We start from the raw sequence: 15,568 nt of genomic DNA, 5'->3' as shown, positions 1-15,568 counted from the left end.
GCCCTTGCCGATTTCTGCGGCAAAACCAGCCCGTCATTGACGCGCCCCGCGCATCTGGTCCTATGCAGGCAATGAACAAGAGCAAGGCGAGCGTCAGGCGATGAGCACAGAGATGACAGTGACCGATTGGCCGGCTGCGGCGACGGGCGCGAAACCGTCGGTCCTGGCGGAAGACCTCGAGCTTGATGGCGATGTGACCTCGCAGGGGCCGGTCGAGATCCTTGGCCGGGTCCGCGGAGCGGTGCGTGCGCCCGATGTGCTGATCTCGGCCGGGGGGCAGGTTCTGGGCCATGTCGCGGCGCTCAACCTTTCGGTCCTCGGGACCGTCGAGGGCACGATCGCCGCCAAGGCCGTGGTGCTGGCCGGGTCGGCGCAGGTGCGGGCCGACATCACCCATGACCTGATCACGATCGAGACCGGCGCCCAGTTCGACGGCAGCCTGAAGCGCAAACGTTAGTCAGGCCCCGGCCTTGATCATGTCGGCGGCCTTCTCGCCGATCATGATGCAGACCGCATTGGGATTGCCCGAGATCAGCTGCGGCATGATCGAGGCATCGGCCACCCGCAGGTTCGCGATTCCATGCACCTTCAGCTTCGGATCGACGACCGACAGCGCATCGCCGCCCGCGCGGCAGGTGCCGGCGGGGTGGAGCGCGGCATGGGCCTCGGTCTGGCAGAAGCGGCGAAAGGCCGCGCGGGTCATACCCGCATCGGGGATGTGACGCCGGGCGATGAAACGGCGCATCTCGGGCTGTTCCATCACCTCCATCGCGAAAAGGCCGCCTTCGGTGACCGCGTCCAGATCATAGGGATCGGCGAAGTAATTCGGGCGCACCGTCGGAAAGTCCATCGGATCGGCGCTGCGCAGCAGCACCTCGCCGCGCGAGCGGGGGCGGATCTGGCCCAGATTGACCGTGCAGCCATTGCCGCCCGGCACCGCATCGACGCCCTCCTCGATCCCGGCGCCGACCACCATGAAGAACTGCACATCGGGCAGCGCCTCGGTCCGGTTGCCCCACCAGAAGGCGCCGCCCTCGATCAGGTTCGAGGCCGCAGGCCCGCCGCGGAACAGCGCGTAATCCAGCCCCGCCAGCGCCTTCCAGTGCAGCTTCTTGTACTTGTCATAGCTGTGCGGGCCGTTCAGCTGGTAGACGAGCGAGATCTCGACGTGATCCTGCAGGTTCTGCCCGACGCCGGGAAGATCGGCTGCCACCTTGATGCCATGCCCTGCCAGATGCGCGGCAGGCCCGATGCCCGACAGCATCAGCAGCTTGGGCGAGGCGATGGCCCCGGCCGAAAGGATCACCTCCTTGCGGGCGCGCAGGGTCTGCAGGCGGCCGCGGCGCAGATATTCGACGCCGACCGCCACGCCCTTCTCGATCAGGATGCGGGTCACGCGGGCGCCGGTCTGCAGATGCAGGTTCTTCCGCTTTTCGGCGGGATGGATATAGGCGGTGGCGGCGCTGCTGCGCCGGGCGTTGCGCGCGGTGATCTGGTAAAGCCCGCAGCCCGCCTGGTCGCCCGCGTTGAAATCGGGGTTCAGCGGCAGGCCCGCCTGCTGGCAGGCCAGAAGCCAGGCGCGGGTCAGCGGGTGGATATGGGCATTGTCCGACACGCCCAGCGGGCCGCCCGTCGCATGGGCCGCGTTGGAGAAGCGGTTGTTATCCTCGGCCTTGCGGAAATAGGGCAGCACGTCGTCATAGCCCCAGCCCTCCGCCCCAAGCGCCGCCCAGGCCGCGTAATCCGCCGGATTGCCGCGGATGTAGATCATCGCATTGACTGAACTTCCGCCGCCCAGGACCGAGGCCTGCACCATCGTCGGGTTGGCATGCGGCGGCTGACCCGGCAAATTCTCCCACGGCAGGCGCTTAAGCAGCGGGCCCTGGGCGGTTTTGTAATAGGCGCCGGGAATGTGGATATAGGGGCTGCGGTCGCACGGCCCCTCTTCCAGCAGCGCCACGCTGCAGGCATCCTCCTCTGACAGGCGTGCCGCAACCACGCAGCCGGTCGAGCCGCCACCAATGACAATGTAATCGACGCTGTCCATCTCGCCCCAAGCCCCGATGCGGCATCCCGGCCCTGTGCGGACCCGGGACGCGATCCCTTTGGCGAAAGGGTAAGGCGGCCATGCTCCGGGCAGCAACTTCGCTCTGACGAAATGTTTGAAGCAACCTGACGCAACATGGGGAATCTTGTGCGCCAAGGTGCATAAGGTGCTTGCCTGCGCCCCGCCATCTGGCTTAGGCATGGGACGCGCCTTTCGAGGGAGGAGAACTTCATGGCACAGCAGACGCTGATCTATCACGGTCTGGTCTCACGCCATTCGACGCTGTCGATCGACCTTGCCATCATGCGCGCCGCCGGCTTCGACGGGCTGGAGATTTCGGCGGCCAAGATGCGCGACGTGCTGGCGGCCGGCTTTTCGGCGGACGAGCTGGCGCAGCGTCTGAAAGGGGTCACCATCCCCGGCATCGGCTTTCTTCTCGACATCGAACGGCAGGGCGCGGCGGAAGCTCAGCTGATGCAGGAGGCGGCCGCGCTCTTCGATCTGGCGCGGATTGCCGGGGCCAGGGGCGTGCAGGTGCTGACCGGCCCGGTCCAGGTGGAGGCTGTGCAAAAGCACGCCGCAGGCCTGCCGACCCCGCTTTACAAAGGCGTGCTTGGCCTCGACCGGGCAGAGCAGATCGCGATCACCGCCCGGAACCTCGCCCGGCTGGCCGACCTTGCCGCGACCTACGACCTGCTTTTGTATCTGGAGGCGCTGGCCTGGACGCCGCTCAACTCCCTGGCCGATCAGGTCGAGGTGATCGAACGCGCCGGGCGCGGCAATGTCCGGCTGGTGGTGGATTTCTGGCATTGCTATGCCTCGGGCGACAGGCCCGATCAGGTCGCAAAGCTGGACCGCAACCTGATCTACGGCGTCCACATCTGCGATTCCCTGACCTTCAGCGGCGGGATCCCGAACGAGATGGTCTTGCGCGATGTGCCGACCGGGCGCGGCGTTCTGAACCTGCGGGACTGGACCGATGCGGTCAAGGCGACCGGCTATGTCGGTTGGTGGAGCTGCGAGCTGTTCTGCCGCAGGCAGCAACAGGACGACAGTTTCGCCGTCGCGGCCGAACTGCACGCCCTGATGTCCGATCTGGTTCTGTAGGGCCCAAGGCAAAGGGCGCCGAGGCCCATCGCGAGGCCTGGGCGCCCGGTGAGGCGGGAGCGGTCAGCCCTTGGGATGCAGCTCGATCGCTAGCCAGATGCTGTCGGTATCGGCATAGTAATGGTGCCAGGGATAGGCCCATTCGTTATGGCCGGTCACCCGGCAGAAAGGGTCATGGGTATAGCCGATCGGCATCATCACGGTTTCATAAACCGTCTTCGGATCGCGCTCCTTGAACTTCTGCATCCGGCCAAGGCCATGAATCTGCGTGTGAACCTCCAGGAACGGATGTTCGTTGTGGATGAAGCAATCGGTGTCGCCGGGCGCCCACCAGAGGTTCAGCTTCAGGTCGAACTCCTGCAAATCCTTCGGCGCCGACCTTTCATTGGTGAAGACCAGCGGGTCGGTGGTCACGGTGCCGATGAAGTCCTGCGGCGAGATGTACAGCGGCGTGTCGCGCGGAAAGCTCTTGATCCGGTTGCCGAGCCAGTCCCAGCCGCGCAGGCCGACGCCGCCCAGGTTGGTCGCCTTGCGCACCTTGATGACGGCGGCGCGCTCGGCCGATTTGATCTGCCCGCCGATCAGCCAGGTCGATTTCCAGGCCGGCACGATCGCCGGCTCGTCGGTGCCGGTGACCATCGGCGAGGGGCCAAGGTTGACCACCACCGCATCATCCACCGCGTAATCGCGCGGGTTCTCCACCAGCTCGGCATGGATGAAGGCATCGGCAAAGTTCAGGTCGCGGGTTTTGTTCTGCATGATGATCTCGAATGCGGGCTTTGGGTTTTGCGCAGAGTGACCATGGAAAGGGCTGGCCTGCTATTGCGCGCCGCGCAGATATATGGCGCAACCTGACGCAGGGCTTTGCGCCAGGTCGCCTCAGGTCGGCTTGATCATGTCCAGACCGTCGCCGAGATAGTCCATCGCCTCGCGCGGGATGCTGGGGTCCTTGGCGTCCAGCGTGGTCAGCGCCATCAGCTCTTGCCGGGTCAGCAGCCCCGGACGGCGGTAGTGCAGCACGACCCGCGTCGCATAGGGCTGGCGGAACATGGTGGCGGCAATCCCGCTGCAGATGCCGAAGAGGAAGCGCTTGGAATTGCGCTGCACGTTGGAATAGATGCCGAAGGTCATCTCGTTATTCTGGACGGATTCGAAATCCACCGTGAAGATCCGGCCTTCGATCGGAAAGAAGAAGCCATGATACTTGAAGATGTATTCGGCCTTGCGCGGATTGTCGTAGCTTGGAAAACGCTCGACATAATAATGGCTTAGGATGTCGCCATTGCGAAAGACGCAAAGGGCGGATTTCAGGACCTGCCGGGCATAGATCGAGGAATACTGGTAACGGTCGTAAATCCCGACAAATTCCCCCTCGGCCACTTTCGAGGACAGCGTTGCCGTATCCAGAAAGCGGATGACCTGCGGCGCCTCGCGCAGCTTGTCCAGCGCGTTGAAGAAATTGCCCTCCACCAGGGCGCGGAACCGGTCGTGATCGGTGAACATGATGTCCGGCCCGAGGCCGAAGAAATTCGCGATCAGCCTGGCATTGGCCGGCGAGGGGCGGTGGCGGCCCGAGAGGTATTTGTTGAATTGCTGGCGATTGATGCTGATCTTCCGGCAGACCAAGGAGATCGATCCGTGCCGCTCGCAGACGAAGCGCAGGTTGGCGGCAAAGTTCGCGGCCTTGCTGTCGATGGCCTCATCCGGGGCTGTCATCAGGACCTTCGCAAAGGGTGCTTCATATTGCGTCAGTAATATGACGGGAGCGCAATTGCAAGAAACATCGAAAGAATTGAGGCTTATCCCAACAGCAGAGATGAGGGTGTTCACAGCCTCATGTGACCGGAGGGATGACATGAAACTGACTGGCGGGCAGATCGTAGCGACGGCCTTGAAGAGCTATGGCGTGGAATATGTGGCGGGTGTGCCGGGTCACGGCATCTGGTCGCTGTTCGACGCCTTCCTGGAAGAGGGCTCGCAGCTGCCCTTCATCCAGGTGATGCACGAACAATCGGCCGTCCACATGGCCGACGGCTATTTCCGCGCCAGCGGCAAGCCGATGGCCTGTTCCACCTCGATCGGGCCGGGCGCCACCAACACGATCATCGGCCTGGCCACGGCCTATGCCGACAGCATCCCGGTCTTCTATGTCTCGGGCGGCCCTGCGACCCATATGAAGGGCCACGGCGTCATGCAGGAGATCGAGCGCCAGAACGAGAACGCCTTCCCCCGCATCACCGAACAGGTGACCAAGCGCGCCTTCAAGGCGGGCCGGGTTGACGAGCTGCCCTTCATCATGCACCGCGCCTTCAACACGATGATGAGCGGGCGGCAGGGTCCGGTCCATGTCGAAGTGCCGATGGACATTCAGGTCGAGGCTGCCGATGTGGCGATCCACCCGCTGGACCTGCGGATGGCGCGCGGCGTGGCCTATCCCGACCCGCGGGCGATCGAACGGGCGGTGGCGCTGCTGTTGCAGGCCGAACGTCCGGTGATCGTGGCGGGCGGCGGTGCGATCTCTGCCGGGGCCTCCGAGGAACTGACCCGGTTGGCCGAAAAGATCGGGGCCGCGGTCTCGATCACCTGGAACGGCAAGGGCGCCATTTCGGAGGATCACGCCCTCTTCATCGGCGCGGTCGGGCAGACCGGCACCACCTGTAGCAATGCCATCACCGCCAGCGCCGATGTCGTCATGTCGGTCGGCTGCCGCTTCACCGACTGGTCGGCCTCGAGCTATGCCAAGGGGGTCAGCTTCTCGATCCCGCCGGGCAAGCTGATCCATATCGACCTCGATCACCACGAGATCGGCAAGAACTACCCGACCGAGGTGGGCATCGTCGCCGATGCCAAGGCCACGCTGGAGGCGATCCTCGCGATGATCTCGGATGCCGAGGCGCAAAAGGCCCTGTCCCGGCGCGAGAAGTTCCTCGCCGATGTGATGAAGGCCAAGGCCGATTGGGAGGCCCTGCTGGCCCCCCGCCGCGACAGCCGCGAAGCCCCCTTCACCTCGCAGCGCCCGCTCGGGGCCTTGCGCAAGGTGATGGACCGTGACGGCATCGTGGTGGTCGGGTCGGGCAATACCCAAGGGGCGGTCAAGCAGACCTTCCCGGTCTATACGCCGCGCACCCATATCACCTCGGGTTCTTTCTCGCCGATGGGCTGGGCGGTTCCGGCCGCGATGGGGGCGAAGCTCGCCATGCCCGACCGCCAGGTCGTGGCGATCACCGGCGACGGCGATTTCATGATGAGCCTGCCGGAGCTTGGCACCGCCGTGATGAACAACATCCCCGTCGTCTTCATGGTGCAGAACAACTGCGGCTACATGTCGATCCGCGGCGGCCAGCGCAAATTCATGGGCCGGCATGTCGCGTCGGAGTTCAACTACCACGCGGGCAATGGCGAGCCCTATAGCGCCAATATCTCGGAAGTGGCGAAGAACTTCGGCGTCGAAAGCTGGAAGGTCACCTCGGATGACCAGCTGGAATCTTCGCTGAAGGCGGCGCTTGACTGCGGGCGGCCGGCCCTGGTCGAGATCATGACCTCGCGCGATGCGGCGGGGCCCTTCGCCACCGGCTGGTGGGATTTCCCCTCGCCCGCCTATTACGACAAGGAACAGGCGGACTATGCGGCCAAGCGTGCGCTTGAACAGCATATGTAAGCCTCGGGCGGCGCGTATTCTCCCCTGTTTCGCGCCGCCCCCTTTCTGACCCCCCTCCCCTTTCGCAAATCGCTCAGTCCCGGTGCCCTTGCGGGCCACCGTCTTGGATAGGTTTACCCGATGATCCGCCACATGAAATCCGCCAGACCCACCGAAGCCTCCGTCACCGAAAGCAGCGTCACCGCCGTGGTTGAAAAACTGCTGGCCGAGGTGGCCGAGGGTGGCGATGCGGCGATCCGAAAGCTGAGCAAGCAGTTCGACGGGCTGGAGCGTGACAGCTACCGGCTGACCGATGCCGAGATCGCCGCCTGCATGAACGGGCTGACAAGGCAGGAACGCATCGACCTCGACTTTGCCCAGGACCAGGTGCGCAACTTTGCCCAGGCGCAGCGTGCCACCATGCTGGATCTGGAGGTGGAGACCCTGCCTGGCGTGGTTCTGGGCCACCGCAACATCCCGGTGGCCAATGTCGGCTGCTATGTGCCGGGCGGCGCCTATCCGCTGCTTGCCTCGGCCCATATGACGGTGCTGACGGCCAAGGTGGCGGGCTGTGCCCGTGTCATCACCTGCGCCCCGCCCTTCAAGGGCCAGATCGCGCCGAAGATCGTGGCGGCCCAGCATCTGGCCGGCGCGGACGAGATCTACTGCATCGGCGGCGTCCAGGCGATTGCCGCGATGGCCTACGGGACCCAGACCATCGACCCGGTCGACATGCTGGCGGGCCCCGGCAACGCCTATGTGGCCGAGGCCAAGCGCCTTCTCTTCGGGCAGGTCGGCATCGACCTTTTCGCCGGCCCGACCGAGACCCTGGTGATCGCCGATGACACCGCCGATGGCGAGATCTGCGCCACCGACCTTCTGGGCCAGGCCGAACATGGCGCCAACTCTCCCGCCGTGATGATCACCAATTCCGAGGCGCTGGCCCGCGACACGCTGCGCGAGATCGACCGCCTGTTGCAGATCCTGCCGACCGCCGCCGTGGCCGCCAAGGCCTGGGCCGATTTCGGCGAGATCATCCTGTGTGACACGCTGGAGGAAATGGTGGCCGAGGCCGACCGCATCGCCTCGGAACATGTGCAGGTGATGACAGCGGACCCGGATTACTTCCTGAACCACATGACCAATTACGGCGCCCTGTTCCTGGGCGCGCGCACCAATGTCAGCTTTGGCGACAAGGTGATCGGCACCAATCACACCCTGCCGACCAAGCGGGCCGCGCGCTATACCGGCGGGCTCTGGGTCGGCAAGTTCCTGAAAACCTGCACCTATCAGCGCATCCTGACCGACGAGGCCTCGGCGCTGATCGGCCAGTACGGCTCGCGCCTCTGTTTCATGGAGGGCTTCGTGGGCCATGCCGAACAGGCCAACCTGCGGGTGCGCCGCTACGGGAAAAGGAACGTCGCCTACGCGATGCCCGCCGACCCGGTTTGATCCCCCCAACCCCGACAGCCCGATAACGCGAAAACGCGACGGGCCCCTGCAACAGAGAGAGGAAGACCATGACAAACCTGAAGAAACTTCTGCTGGCCACCGCCCTTGCGCTGCCCGTGGCAACCCCGGCCCCCGCCCAGATCAAGATCGAGGGCCTGCATGTCTGGACCTCGGCCAGCGAGGTCAAGGCGCTGAAGGTCATCACCGACAAGCTCGCCGCGATGGGCTTTGAATGGCAGGACAGTGCGGTGGGCGGGGCCAATGGCGCCAATGCCCAGCAGGCCCTGCGCACCCGTGTCGCGGCCGGCAACCCGCCCGCCGTGATGCAGTTTCTGGGCTACGAGGGCCTCGGCTGGGCCGGTGAGGGCGCGCTGCGCTCGCTCAACGGGCTTTACGATGCGAACAGCTGGGCGGCGGTGCTGCCGCCGGTGATGACGCAGTTCCTGAAAAGCGGCGACGACTACTTCTCCACGCCCATCAACATGCACCGGCAGAACTGGGTCTGGGCCAACAAGGCGGTCTTCGACAAGGCCGGCATCACCCCGCCCACCAGCTGGGAAGAGCTGATCGCCGCGGGCGAGAAGCTGAAGGCCGCCGGCGTCATCCCGATCGCGATGAGCGACGAAAGCTGGCAGATCGAAGAGATCTGGGAGGCGATGGTCGCGGACGTGAACGGCCCGGATTTCTACAAGAAGGCCGTGGTCGATCTGGATGAAACCGCGCTGTCCAGCCCCGAGATGGTCAAGGTCTTCGACCTTCTGGGCCAGGTCCGCGGCCTGCATGACGAAGGCTATACCGGGCGCGACTGGGCGGCGGCGACCAACCTCGTCGCCAATGGTCAGGCGGGCATGCAGATCATGGGCGACTGGGCCAAGGGCGAGTTCCTGGCCAAGGGGATGAAGCCGGGCGTGGATTTCCTCTGCTTCCCGACGCCCACCGCCACGCCCAATTACAAATTCGTCTTCGATGCCTTCGGCGGTTTCAAGAACGACAACGCCGACATGAACAAGGGCCAGGACGCGGTGGCCGAGGCGATCATGGACCCGCAGGTCCAGCGTGATTTCAACATGATCAAGGGCTCGATCCCGGCGCGGACCGATGTGCCGATGGACGGCTTCGACGACTGCGCCAAGCGCAGCTCTGCCGACCGGGCCGATGCGATCAAGGCCAATGCGATGTGGGGCTCTGTCACCGATGGTTTCGCGGTGGAGCCGCGCTTCTCGGGCGTCTTCGGCGATGTGGTGGGCAAGTTCTTCGTCACCGACATGTCTTCGGAAGATGCCGTGAAGGCGCTGGTCGACGGCATCGACAACGCCCGTTGAGCGCCGGGCCTGCCGGGGCAGCCGCTCCCCGCCCCGGCAGGTCGCCGTCTGATCCTTCAAACCACAGGACATCCCGATGACGAGAACTCAACCCTTTTCGGAACGTTTGGCAAACTGGCTGCCGCGGCTGGTTCTTGCCCCCAGCCTCTTGGTGGTTCTGGTCGCGGTCTATCTGTTCATCGCCTGGACCGGCTGGATTTCGCTTTCCTCCTCCAAGATCGTGCCGAAATACGATTTCGTCGGGCTGGAGCAATATGTCCGCCTGTGGTCCACCCCGCGCTGGCACACCGCCGTGGCCAACCTCTTCATCTTCACCACGCTGTTTCTGGGCGTCACCACCTGCCTTGGCCTTCTGATGGCGATCCTGCTGGACCAGAAGATCCGCGCCGAGGGCGCCTTGCGCGCGATCTTCCTCTACCCGATGGCGCTGTCCTTCATCGTCACCGGCACGGCGTGGAAATGGATCCTGAACCCGGCGCTTGGCGTGCAGAAGGTGGTCAACGACCTCGGCTGGACCAGCTTCGTCTTCGACTGGATCGCCCAGCCCAGCTTTGCCATCTACTGCGTCGTGATCGCCGCCGTCTGGCAATCCACCGGCTTTGCCATGGCGATCTTCCTGGCCGGCCTGCGCGGCATCGACAATTCGGTGATCAAGGCGGCCCAGATCGAGGGCGCGGGCCTGCCCCGCATCTACCGTTCCATCATCATCCCGATGCTGCGGCCGGCTTTCCTCAGCGTGATCGTGCTGTTGAGCTATGTCGCGATCAAAAGCTTCGACCTCATCCTCGCGCTGACCAACACCGGGCCGGGATCTGCGACCGAGATGCCCTCGACCTTCATGTATTCCGCCACCTTCCGGCGCGATCAGATGGGGGTGGGTGCTGCCAGCGCGATGATGATGCTGATGACGGTCGCGGCCATCATCGTCCCCTACCTCTATTCCGAACTGAAGGAGACCCGCGATGGCCACTAACGCCACCTCTTTGCGCCGCCAGCAGCTTCTGGGCCGCGTGGTCATCTATGGCGCCCTGATCGCCATGGCCGCCTTCTACCTGATGCCGCTCTGGGTGATGATCGTCACCTCGGTCAAGCACCTGGACGAGATCTATGCCGGCTCTTTCATCGGCCTGCCCAAGGAGATCACCTTCGAAGCCTGGCAGACCGCCTGGTCGCAGGCCTGCAACGGCACCGCCTGCCAGGGGTTGAAGCCCTATTTCATCAACTCGATCCTGCTGACGATCCCGGCGGTTCTGCTCTCCACCAGCATCGGGGCGATCAACGGCTATGTCATCACCAAATGGCGGTTTGCCGGCTCGAACGCGATCTTCGGCCTGCTGCTGTTCGGCTGCTTCCTGCCCTTCCAGGCGGTGATCCTGCCGATGGCGCAGACCCTGGGGATGCTGCATCTGGCCGGCACGCTGCCCGGGCTGATCCTGGTGCATACGATCTATGGCATCGCCTTCACCACGCTGTTTTTCCGCAACTATTTCATCGGCATCCCGGACGAGCTGGTCAAGGCGGCGCAGATCGACGGGGCCGGGTTCGTGCGGATCTTCGTCTCGATCATGCTGCCGACGGCCCTGCCGATCATCGTGGTCTCCTGCATCTGGCAGTTCACCCAGATCTGGAACGACTACCTCTTCGGCGCCTCTTTCACCGCCGGCCAGAATGCCCCGATCACCGTGGCGCTGAACAACATCGTCAATGTCTCGATGGGGCGCAAAGAATACAATGTCGACATGGCCGCCGCCATGATCGCCGCCCTTCCCACCCTCATCGTCTATGTCGTCGCCGGCCGCTACTTCGTGCGGGGCCTGACGGCAGGCGCAGTAAAAGGCTGACCCTGATGGCAACTCTTGAAATCGACCGCGTCCGCAAATCCTACGGCACCCATGAGGTTCTCAAAGAGGTGAGCCTCTCGATCGGGGATGGCGATTTCCTCGTGCTGCTGGGGCCGTCCGGCTGCGGCAAGTCCACCCTTCTCAACATGATCGCGGGCCTGGAAAGCATCACCTCGGGCGAGGTGCGCATCTCGGGCGAGGTGATCAACGACCTGCCGCCCAAGGACCGCGACATCGCGATGGTGTTCCAGTCCTATGCCCTCTATCCCACGATGACCGTGCGCGAGAATATCGAGTTCGGGATGAAGATCCGCGGCATCAAGCCCGAGGTCCGGGCCAGGGCCACCCAGGCCGCCGCCGACATGCTGCAGATGGGCCAGCTTCTGGACCGCCGGCCCAGCCAGCTGTCGGGCGGCCAGCGCCAGCGCGTCGCGATGGGCCGCGCCGTGGTGCGCGAGCCGAAGCTGTTCCTTTTCGACGAGCCCCTGTCCAACCTCGACGCCAAGCTGCGCGTCGACATGCGGACCGAGATCAAGCGCCTGCACCAGCGGCTTGGCACCACCATCGTCTATGTCACCCATGACCAGATCGAGGCGATGACGCTGGCCACCCGCATCGCGGTGATGAAGGACGGCAAGGTGCAGCAATTCGGCCCGCCGCAAGAGGTCTACGACCGCCCGGCCAATACCTATGTGGCGCGCTTTGTAGGCTCCCCGGCGATGAACATCATCCCGGGCCGCCTGTCGGGCCAGTCCGTTGTGCTGGAGGGGCGCAGCGGCCCGCTGCAGATCGACGGCATCACCCTCTCGCCCGAGACGGCGCGGCTTTACGACGGCAAGCCGGTGCTGGTCGGCATAAGGCCGGAGCATTTCTCGCTCGACCGCAAGGGCGGGCCGGGTCTGCCGGTGCAGATCGACGTGGTCGAACCCACCGGCGCCGACACGCTGGCGGTTTTCGGCATGGGCGGGGTCGAGGTGATCTCGCGGCTTGAACCCTTTGCGGCGGCGGCGGGGGAAAAGGTGACGCTGGCCGTCAAGACCGAGAAGATCGTGCTCTTCGACGCCCAAACCGAAACCCGCCTAGTGTGAGGAGCGCGTGATGGAGGCCGACGTCATCATCATCGGGTCGGGCGTGGGCGGGGCGACGCTCGCCTCTGCCCTGGCGCCATCGGGTCTGCGGATTCTGGTCCTGGAGAAGGGCGAACATCTGCGCCCCTCGCCCGAGACGCGCGATGACGTGGCGATCTTCCAGCGCGGCCATTTCGCGCCGACCGAACAATGGATGGGCTCTGACGGCACGCCCTTCGTGGCGGGGAATTACTATGTCGTCGGCGGCAATTCCAAGTTCTACGGCGCGGTGATGTACCGCTACCGCGAGGCCGACTTTCGCCCCCGCGCCCATCTGGGCGGCGCCACGCCCGGCTGGCCCCTGACCTATGCCGACCTCGCCCCGTGGTACGACAAGGCCGAGGCGCTGTTTCAGGTCCGCGGCACCGCGACCGAGGATCTGACCGAGCCGCCGCACGCCCTGCCCTACCCTTTCGCCCCGGTCCCCGACGAGCCGGTGATGCGAAAGGTCCGCCAGCGGCTGCAAAGGGCCGGGGCGCATCCCGCCTCCCTGCCGCTGGCCATCGACATCGAGGCCTGGCTCGCCGGGGGCAAGACCGGCTGGGATGCCTTTCCCAACACCGGCTCCGGCAAGATCGACGCGGAATCCGGCCCGCTGACCGAAGCCCTGCGCCACCCCAATGTCACGCTGATGACCGGGGCCGAGGTGCTGCGGCTGGACACCGACAGCGCCGGCGGCCAGATCACCGGCGCCGTGGTCCGCCATCAGGGGCGCGAAATCCGCCTGACCGCCCGCAGCTATGCCCTTGCCGCAGGTGCGATCCAGAGCGCGGCCCTGCTTTTGCGGTCGGCCAATGACGCGCATCCGAAGGGGCTTGCCAATGGCTCGGATCAGGTCGGGCGCAATTTCATGAACCACAACTCCTCGGCCATGCTGACGATCGACCCGCGGCTGCCCAATACCTCGGTCTATCAAAAGACCCTCAGCCTCAACGATTTTTACGACAAGGACCCCGAGACCGGCTACCCCTTGGGCAATGTCCAGGGCCTTGGCCGCATCACCGGGCCGATCCTGAAGGCCAACATGCCGCTCTTGCCGATGCCGCTGGCGCGGCTCTGTGCGCGCTATGCCTTCGGCTGGTTCCTGCAAAGCGAGGATATCCCCAACCCCGAAAGCCGGGTGACGGTGCAGAACGGCCAGATCACCATGCAGTGGGAGCGTTCCAACATGGCAGCGCATGAGGCGCTGATCGCGCGCACCCGGGCGCTGATGAAACGTGCAGGCTTTCCCATCGTCCTGACCCGCACCTTCGGCCGCAAGACCACCTCGCACCAATGCGGCACCGCACGACTGGGGCTGGACCCGAACCTGTCGGTCGTGACGCCCGACTGCCGGGCGCATCAGATTGCCAATCTCTGGATCACCGATGCCGCGGTTCTGCCGACCTCGGCGGCGGTGAACCCCTCGCTCACCGTGGCGGCGCTGGCGTTGAAGGCGGCGCCGGGGCTGTTGCGCTTTCATGCGCATTGAGCCTGCCGGTCAGGCGACGATCTCGATCAGGTTGCCGTCGGGATCGCGCAGCACCGCCTCGTAATAGCCATCCCCGGTCCGCCGCGGCCCGGAGACGAGCCGCCCCTCGCCGCGCATCGCCTCGGCCAGACGGTCCACCGCGGCGGGGCTGCCCAGCGACAGCGCCAGATGGGCGTAACCGCAGGCCTCATGGCCCGCGGGATCGCCGACCCAGGGCCCGGTCATCACCTCGACCGAAGGACCCTCGGCGAAGGTCAGAAAGCGCGAACGATAGCCGGGGCGGTTCCGGCTGTCGTAGACCTCGCCGATCTGCGCGCCGAAGACCCGCGCCCAGAACCGGCAAAGCCCGTCCAGATCGTGGGTCCAAAGTGCCACATGAGCCATCTTCATCGCGAACCTCCCTGTGCTGCTGGCGCGTCCTAGATGCGATCGGGCAATCCGGCAAGTCTTTTTGCACGTTTATACACGTTTTGCCGCATTTTTCTTGACTGTGCTACGATGATCACGCAGAAATCCGCAAAACCCCCATCAACCGGAGCCTCCCATGACCCATACAATAGCGGAAAATGCCCGCGCCGTTCTTTTGCCGGCCTTCGATGCCACCACCCTCAGCTCGGCGGTGCAGGCTTTTCTGGATCGGGGCGGCGTGTCGATCCTGATCGGGGAAAGCCGGGCGGAATATGTCGCCCGCGCCATGAATGCCGAACGCCGCCGCGCCGAGACGCCGGAAACCTTCCGCCGCATCACCGCCGAGGCGCGCGCGCGTTCGGGTCTCTTGCTCACCGCCATTGACCAGGAAATGGGCGGGATCTGCCGGCTCCACGACCTCGTACCGCAGTTCCCGCCCCGCGCCGACCTGCCCACCACCAGCCCGGAAGAGATCGAGGCGCTGACCCAACGCATCGCCCATCAGGCCGCCGGGATGGGCGTCAATGTCTTCCTCTCGCCCGTGCTGGATGTGGTGACCGGGACCAATGCCTGGCTTGCCGGGCGGACCTTTTCGACCGATCCGGCCCTGATCGCCCGCCTGTCCGCCGCCTATATCCGCGGCGCGCAGCGCGGTGGCGTTGCCGTAACAGGCAAGCATTTTCCGGGCTTTAGCGCCACGACCGCCGATCCGGCGATTGACCCCTCTGCGCTTTGCCTCGCCGATGCCGCGACGCTCGAGGCCGGGCTTGAACCTTTCCGCGCGGCCATTGCGGCAGGGGTGGAGATGATCATGGTCGGCCCCGCCATCGTCCGCCATCTGGATGAAGGGAAACCCGCCCTCCGCTCCTCCAAGGTGGTGCGCAAGCTGAAGGACGCGCTTGGTTTCCCCGGCGTCGTGATGGCCGACGATCTGGACAGCCAGGCCACGATGCGGGGCGATTCCGTGGCCGAGGTTGCGCTGGACGCGCTCACCGCCGGCTGTGATTTCCTCTTGCTCGCCGATGTCGGCACCCAGGTGGAGGATATCGCCCAGGCCATCATCGCCGCCGCGAACACCGGCCGCATCTCGGCCGAAGCGCTGGCCGCCTCCGCCGACAAGGTCCGCGCCCTGGCCACTCGCTACGCCACCGCCTGA

The 15,568-nt window shown here is 65.1% G+C and carries 14 protein-coding genes; 10 read left to right on the top strand and 4 right to left on the bottom strand.

Going from position 1 to position 15,568, the window contains the following annotated elements:
- The first annotated feature begins 112 nt into the window (after positions 1-112).
- Positions 113-457: a bactofilin family protein gene (locus tag AC1DZT_RS11490; protein WP_478006773.1), complete on the top strand. Its 345-nt coding sequence runs from the start codon at positions 113-115 to the stop codon at positions 455-457.
- Here the strand turns inward: AC1DZT_RS11490 and AC1DZT_RS11485 are convergent, their stop codons facing one another.
- A complete protein-coding gene (locus AC1DZT_RS11485) occupies positions 458-2,047 on the bottom strand; it encodes a GMC family oxidoreductase (RefSeq protein WP_478006772.1) in 1,590 nt (529 codons plus the stop codon).
- A gap of 231 nt (positions 2,048-2,278) precedes the next feature.
- Between AC1DZT_RS11485 and AC1DZT_RS11480 the strand changes: the two genes are divergently transcribed.
- Positions 2,279-3,154 carry a sugar phosphate isomerase/epimerase family protein gene (locus tag AC1DZT_RS11480; protein ID WP_478006771.1) on the top strand — a complete coding sequence of 292 codons (876 nt, stop codon included), beginning with the start codon at positions 2,279-2,281 and terminating at the stop codon, positions 3,152-3,154.
- A gap of 63 nt (positions 3,155-3,217) precedes the next feature.
- Here the strand turns inward: AC1DZT_RS11480 and AC1DZT_RS11475 are convergent, their stop codons facing one another.
- Together AC1DZT_RS11475 and AC1DZT_RS11470 are read right to left on the bottom strand one after the other, a co-directional pair.
- Positions 3,218-3,913, bottom strand: a complete 696-nt coding sequence (locus AC1DZT_RS11475) for a hypothetical protein (protein WP_478006770.1) — start codon at positions 3,911-3,913, stop codon at positions 3,218-3,220.
- Positions 3,914-4,033: 120 nt separating this feature from the next.
- Entirely contained in the window at positions 4,034-4,870 is an 837-nt protein-coding gene (locus AC1DZT_RS11470; protein ID WP_478006769.1) for a helix-turn-helix domain-containing protein, read from the bottom strand.
- A gap of 139 nt (positions 4,871-5,009) precedes the next feature.
- Here AC1DZT_RS11470 and AC1DZT_RS11465 point away from each other — a divergent pair, with 139 nt between their 5' ends.
- The 7 genes from AC1DZT_RS11465 (at position 5,010) to AC1DZT_RS11435 (ending at position 14,004) form a co-directional block, all read left to right on the top strand.
- Positions 5,010-6,812 carry a thiamine pyrophosphate-binding protein gene (locus tag AC1DZT_RS11465; protein ID WP_478006768.1) on the top strand — a complete coding sequence of 601 codons (1,803 nt, stop codon included), beginning with the start codon at positions 5,010-5,012 and terminating at the stop codon, positions 6,810-6,812.
- A gap of 120 nt (positions 6,813-6,932) precedes the next feature.
- On the top strand, positions 6,933-8,243 hold the full coding sequence (hisD, locus tag AC1DZT_RS11460) for a histidinol dehydrogenase (protein ID WP_478006767.1): 1,311 nt from the start codon (positions 6,933-6,935) through the stop codon (positions 8,241-8,243).
- A gap of 68 nt (positions 8,244-8,311) precedes the next feature.
- A complete protein-coding gene (locus AC1DZT_RS11455; protein WP_478006766.1) occupies positions 8,312-9,565 on the top strand; it encodes an ABC transporter substrate-binding protein in 1,254 nt (417 codons plus the stop codon).
- Positions 9,566-9,641: 76 nt separating this feature from the next.
- Complete coding sequence (locus AC1DZT_RS11450) at positions 9,642-10,538, top strand: carbohydrate ABC transporter permease (RefSeq protein ID WP_478006765.1); 897 nt, start codon at positions 9,642-9,644, stop codon at positions 10,536-10,538.
- A complete protein-coding gene (locus AC1DZT_RS11445) occupies positions 10,528-11,406 on the top strand; it encodes a carbohydrate ABC transporter permease (RefSeq protein WP_478006764.1) in 879 nt (292 codons plus the stop codon). The genes AC1DZT_RS11450 and AC1DZT_RS11445 overlap by 11 nt, the downstream gene beginning before the upstream one ends.
- Before the next feature lie 5 nt (positions 11,407-11,411).
- Positions 11,412-12,494, top strand: a complete 1,083-nt coding sequence (locus AC1DZT_RS11440; protein WP_478006763.1) for an ABC transporter ATP-binding protein — start codon at positions 11,412-11,414, stop codon at positions 12,492-12,494.
- A 10-nt stretch (positions 12,495-12,504) separates the two neighbouring features.
- A complete protein-coding gene (locus AC1DZT_RS11435; protein WP_478006762.1) occupies positions 12,505-14,004 on the top strand; it encodes a GMC oxidoreductase in 1,500 nt (499 codons plus the stop codon).
- Positions 14,005-14,013: 9 nt separating this feature from the next.
- Here AC1DZT_RS11435 and AC1DZT_RS11430 read toward each other — a convergent pair whose 3' ends face one another.
- Complete coding sequence (locus tag AC1DZT_RS11430) at positions 14,014-14,394, bottom strand: VOC family protein (protein ID WP_478006761.1); 381 nt, start codon at positions 14,392-14,394, stop codon at positions 14,014-14,016.
- Positions 14,395-14,548: 154 nt separating this feature from the next.
- Between AC1DZT_RS11430 and AC1DZT_RS11425 the strand changes: the two genes are divergently transcribed.
- Positions 14,549-15,568 carry a glycoside hydrolase family 3 N-terminal domain-containing protein gene (locus AC1DZT_RS11425; RefSeq protein WP_478006760.1) on the top strand — a complete coding sequence of 340 codons (1,020 nt, stop codon included), beginning with the start codon at positions 14,549-14,551 and terminating at the stop codon, positions 15,566-15,568.

The sequence above is a fragment of the Rhodobacter sp. P1_C2 genome (genome assembly GCF_056406375.1).
The sequence above is the reverse complement of the archived record's forward strand: the minus strand, read 5'-3'. Positions and strand labels throughout refer to the sequence as shown.

Excerpts from the sequence above, each read along its gene's own strand:
- AC1DZT_RS11490 (WP_478006773.1), top strand. The coding sequence starts at position 113 with ATGACAGTGACCGATTGGCCGGCTGCGGCGACGGGCGCGAAACCGTCG.
- AC1DZT_RS11485 (WP_478006772.1), bottom strand. The coding sequence starts at position 2,047 with ATGGACAGCGTCGATTACATTGTCATTGGTGGCGGCTCGACCGGCTGC.
- AC1DZT_RS11480 (WP_478006771.1), top strand. The coding sequence starts at position 2,279 with ATGGCACAGCAGACGCTGATCTATCACGGTCTGGTCTCACGCCATTCG.
- AC1DZT_RS11475 (WP_478006770.1), bottom strand. The coding sequence starts at position 3,913 with ATGCAGAACAAAACCCGCGACCTGAACTTTGCCGATGCCTTCATCCAT.
- AC1DZT_RS11470 (WP_478006769.1), bottom strand. The coding sequence starts at position 4,870 with ATGACAGCCCCGGATGAGGCCATCGACAGCAAGGCCGCGAACTTTGCC.
- AC1DZT_RS11465 (WP_478006768.1), top strand. The coding sequence starts at position 5,010 with ATGAAACTGACTGGCGGGCAGATCGTAGCGACGGCCTTGAAGAGCTAT.
- hisD (WP_478006767.1), top strand. The coding sequence starts at position 6,933 with ATGATCCGCCACATGAAATCCGCCAGACCCACCGAAGCCTCCGTCACC.
- AC1DZT_RS11455 (WP_478006766.1), top strand. The coding sequence starts at position 8,312 with ATGACAAACCTGAAGAAACTTCTGCTGGCCACCGCCCTTGCGCTGCCC.
- AC1DZT_RS11450 (WP_478006765.1), top strand. The coding sequence starts at position 9,642 with ATGACGAGAACTCAACCCTTTTCGGAACGTTTGGCAAACTGGCTGCCG.
- AC1DZT_RS11445 (WP_478006764.1), top strand. The coding sequence starts at position 10,528 with ATGGCCACTAACGCCACCTCTTTGCGCCGCCAGCAGCTTCTGGGCCGC.
- AC1DZT_RS11440 (WP_478006763.1), top strand. The coding sequence starts at position 11,412 with ATGGCAACTCTTGAAATCGACCGCGTCCGCAAATCCTACGGCACCCAT.
- AC1DZT_RS11435 (WP_478006762.1), top strand. The coding sequence starts at position 12,505 with ATGGAGGCCGACGTCATCATCATCGGGTCGGGCGTGGGCGGGGCGACG.
- AC1DZT_RS11430 (WP_478006761.1), bottom strand. The coding sequence starts at position 14,394 with ATGAAGATGGCTCATGTGGCACTTTGGACCCACGATCTGGACGGGCTT.
- AC1DZT_RS11425 (WP_478006760.1), top strand. The coding sequence starts at position 14,549 with ATGACCCATACAATAGCGGAAAATGCCCGCGCCGTTCTTTTGCCGGCC.